Here is a 3,216-nt window from a genome sequence, read left to right as displayed (position 1 = left end):
GCACCTGGGCGCCTCCATCGAGGTGATCAACCTGGGCACGGCCGCGGAGCCGCCCGCGGTCGCCGGTGTGCAGCAATTGAAGCTGGGCCCCGGCACCGCAAACCTCGCTCGCGAGCCGGCGATGACGCCGGCGCAGCTGGAACGGGCGCTGAATGCCGGTCGGCAGTGCGCGGAGCGGGCGCGGCGGGGTGGGGCGCAGCTATTCATCGGCGGCGAGATGGGCATCGGCAACACGACCTCTGCCGCTGCGCTCGCCTGTTCCCTGCTGGATCTGCCGCCCGCCGATCTGGCCGGGCCCGGCACGGGCCTGGACGCGAATGGGGTGCGGCACAAGGCCGAGGTCATCGAACAGGCCCTACACACCCATGCGGACGTACGGGGCGACGCCCTCGGCAGCCTGCGCGGCCTCGGCGGCTTCGAGATTGCCGGGCTCGCCGGGGCGTATATCGCCGCAGGGCAGATCGGCCTGCCAGTGCTGGTGGACGGCTTCATCAGCACCTCGGCGGCGCTCGTGGCCGAGCGCCTGTGTCCGGGCACGGCAAACTGGTTTTTCTACGCCCACAGTTCGGCGGAGCCGGGGCATCGGTGCCTGCTGGCGGCGCTGGAGGCCGATCCGCTGCTCGATCTCGGCATGCGTCTGGGCGAGGGGAGCGGTGCAGCCATGGCCGTGCCCCTGCTGCGCCTGGCTTGCGCACTGCACTCGGGCATGGCCACCTTCGCCGAGGCGGGCGTCAGTGGAGAGGACGCTTGAGCGCCGGGCCCGCGCGCATTGGGCTGCTGCGCCACGGCGAAACCACGGGCCAGGGCTTTTGTGGTCGCGGCAGCGATGTGCCGTTGACAGAGGCCGGGTGGTCTGCGATGCGCGACGCTCTGGCCGGAGGTGCTGTCTGGGATCGCATCGTCTGCTCGCCGTTGATGCGTTGCCTTGCCCCGGCGCAGGCGTTTGCGGCGGAGGCGGGCGTACCGCTCGCCGTCGACGACCGCCTCGCCGAACTCGACTTTGGCGCCTGGGAGGGCCGCACGGCGGCGGCACTGATGGAAACGGACGCCGATGCACTGGGACGTTTCTGGCAGGACCCGCTCAATCACCCGCCGCCCGACGGCGAGTCGCTCCTGGAATTTCGCGACCGCGTGGTCGCCGCCTGGAATGACCTGGCGCCCGACGAAGGGCAGCGGGTGCTCGTGATCGCGCACGGCGGTGTCATACGGGTGATTCGCGGCCGGCATCAGCAGTGGCCGCTGGAAAACCTGCTGAGCATCGACGTCCCGCTCGCTTCCCTGCATATTGTCGAGCCATGGCAGCCCTATTGATGAATTCCCATCCCGCGCTGCACCAGGACCCCGTGACAACCCGCGTCCGGGCGCTTGCGGGAGGTTTTGTGGGAGCGTGCTTGCACGCGAAGCCCCGGCCCGTGCCCGACTCTGGCAGGGGCTTCGCTGCCCGCGTGATTGGGCAGGATACATGTAGGAGGCCAGCCCTCTGGCCGAAGGAGCGCTGGCATATTCCCGATCGGCCAGAGGGCTGGCCTCCTACAGGTAGAAATGGCGGAGGGGGCGTATGAACCCCGTCATGATGCCCCTCTGGCTAGCCATCCAGTTCCTCACGCGGTTGCCCACGCCCGAACTGGAACCGCGCCCCGAGGACCTGGGCCGTTCCGTGCTCACCTATCCGCTGGTGGGGCTGGTCCTGGGTCTGATCGTGGTGCTCGTCGGAATCGCGCTGTCCTCCATTCCGGGTGCGCCGACGCTACTGGTCGCGGCACTGGTGCTGACCGTCTGGGTCGGCCTGACCGGCGCGCTGCACCTGGACGGGCTGGCGGACACGGTGGATGCCTGGGTCGGCGGTCAGCGGCACCCGGAGCGTGCCCGCGGGATCATGAAGGATCCTGCCTGTGGCCCGATGGCCGTCGCCGCCCTGATCCTGGTGCTGTTGCTGAAAGGCACGGCACTGGTGGCCGTGATGGAGACGGGGGCGTGGATGGCCCTGCTGCTTGCGATCGTGCTGGGCCGTGTGGTGCCCCCGGTCCTGTTTCTGACGACGCCGTATGTGAATCCGGTAGGACTGGGGGCGGAAATGGCGCAACACCTGCCGCGCAGGGCTGCGATCGGCACGGTCGGTGTGGCAACTGTGCTGGCGGTGGTACTGGGGTTCGTCTCGGGCCTGTGGGGCGTGATTCCGGCGCTGCTCGCCGGCGCACTGCTGCTGTGGGGCGCCACCCGCCTTTTGAAGAACTGGCTTGGTGGCTTTACCGGTGACACCGCCGGCGCCACGTTAGAGCTGGTGGAGACCGCCGTGCTGGTCATCCTGGTGCTGACGCTCGGCTTGCAGTAGACCCCCCTTAATGCAGCGAGGGCAATCCCATAGCCTTGTCCAGCAGCGCCAGTCAATGGGCCGATGCGGTGCCCCGCGCGGATGCACGACGATATCCACACGGCGTTCGCCCAGCCGCCGTTGCAAGGCTGCATAAAGTCGGAGTTCCCGGTCCAGCAGTTCATCCGGCGAGCCGCCCGCCTCGATGTAGAGGTCGATGTCACCGTCACGCGCGGCATCGTCCAACGCGCGAGCCGTACAGCTTTACGCGCGCATCCGGCCCGAAGGCACGGGCCACTTCTTCGCGGATAATCGTCTGTTGTTCGTCGGTCAGCCGCATCGCTCAAGTATATCAAGCCCCTGCCGACATGCCCTCCGCGTTACTGCCGAAACCGCGCAGCGGTCATTCGGATTCTCCGTGGCTGGGGTGGCACAAACGTCGAGTTGATCGCGCGTGGGGAGCTCCCCTCTCCGCTTCGCTCCGGCCGGGATGACGGGAAGGGGTGCGCTGCGGCCTGGATGATGGGAACGGGGTGGCCGGGTGGCGCGCGATTCGGCCGAGTGGGCCACGGTGGGCGGCATACGGTCCGGACGAGGTCGGCTTCGGTAAGTGGCGTTACGGTTTCGCGGCTGGATAACCTTGGGGGCGGCAAGAAATTGCCGCGGGTGGAAAAAATATTCGACGAGGGGCTAAAGGTTCTGCGGGAGTGGTCGTTAAGGCATCTGAGAGCGGGGATCGGCCCGTTCACCAGAACCGCCCGAGGCGGTGACGAACGACTCTACAGGAGAGCGATCATGTCTCAAGTAATCAACACCAACGTTCTTTCCCTGAACGCACAGCGCAACCTGAACAATTCCCAGGGTGCGCTGGGTCAGAGCCTGGAGCGTCTGTCCTCGGGCCTGCG

Annotated in this window: 3 protein-coding genes and 2 pseudogenes; 4 read left to right on the top strand and 1 reads right to left on the bottom strand. The window is 67.8% G+C overall.

The genetic code is table 11. The features are described from left to right. The 3 genes from ACESLR_RS11870 to ACESLR_RS11860 form a co-directional block, all read left to right on the top strand. A partial coding sequence (locus ACESLR_RS11870; RefSeq protein WP_373067680.1) for a nicotinate-nucleotide--dimethylbenzimidazole phosphoribosyltransferase occupies nucleotides 1-751 on the top strand: 751 nt, incomplete at its 5' end. After that, nucleotides 748-1,311 carry a histidine phosphatase family protein gene (locus tag ACESLR_RS11865; RefSeq protein WP_373067675.1) on the top strand — a complete coding sequence of 188 codons (564 nt, stop codon included), beginning with the start codon at nucleotides 748-750 and terminating at the stop codon, nucleotides 1,309-1,311. The genes ACESLR_RS11870 and ACESLR_RS11865, both read left to right, overlap by 4 nt. A gap of 247 nt (nucleotides 1,312-1,558) precedes the next feature. Continuing rightward, nucleotides 1,559-2,332: an adenosylcobinamide-GDP ribazoletransferase gene (locus ACESLR_RS11860; protein WP_373067668.1), complete on the top strand. Its 774-nt coding sequence runs from the start codon at nucleotides 1,559-1,561 to the stop codon at nucleotides 2,330-2,332. On the opposite strand, the pseudogene ACESLR_RS11855 reads toward ACESLR_RS11860, so the two are convergent. Continuing rightward, nucleotides 2,273-2,651 (bottom strand): annotated as a pseudogene (locus tag ACESLR_RS11855) (nucleotidyltransferase domain-containing protein). The gene ACESLR_RS11860 and the pseudogene ACESLR_RS11855 sit on opposite strands and share 60 nt — an antisense overlap. A 455-nt stretch (nucleotides 2,652-3,106) precedes the next feature. On the opposite strand from ACESLR_RS11855, the pseudogene ACESLR_RS11850 reads away from it, so the two are divergent. Beyond that, a pseudogene (locus ACESLR_RS11850) lies at nucleotides 3,107-3,216 on the top strand (flagellin); the annotation flags it as partial.

Origin of the sequence: Thioalkalivibrio sp. (assembly GCF_041685615.1) — a bacterium.
Taxonomy (GTDB): Bacteria; Pseudomonadota; Gammaproteobacteria; order Ectothiorhodospirales; family Ectothiorhodospiraceae; genus Thioalkalivibrio.
Note: the sequence above shows the minus strand (reverse complement) of the source record. Positions and strands in the feature narration are given on the sequence as shown.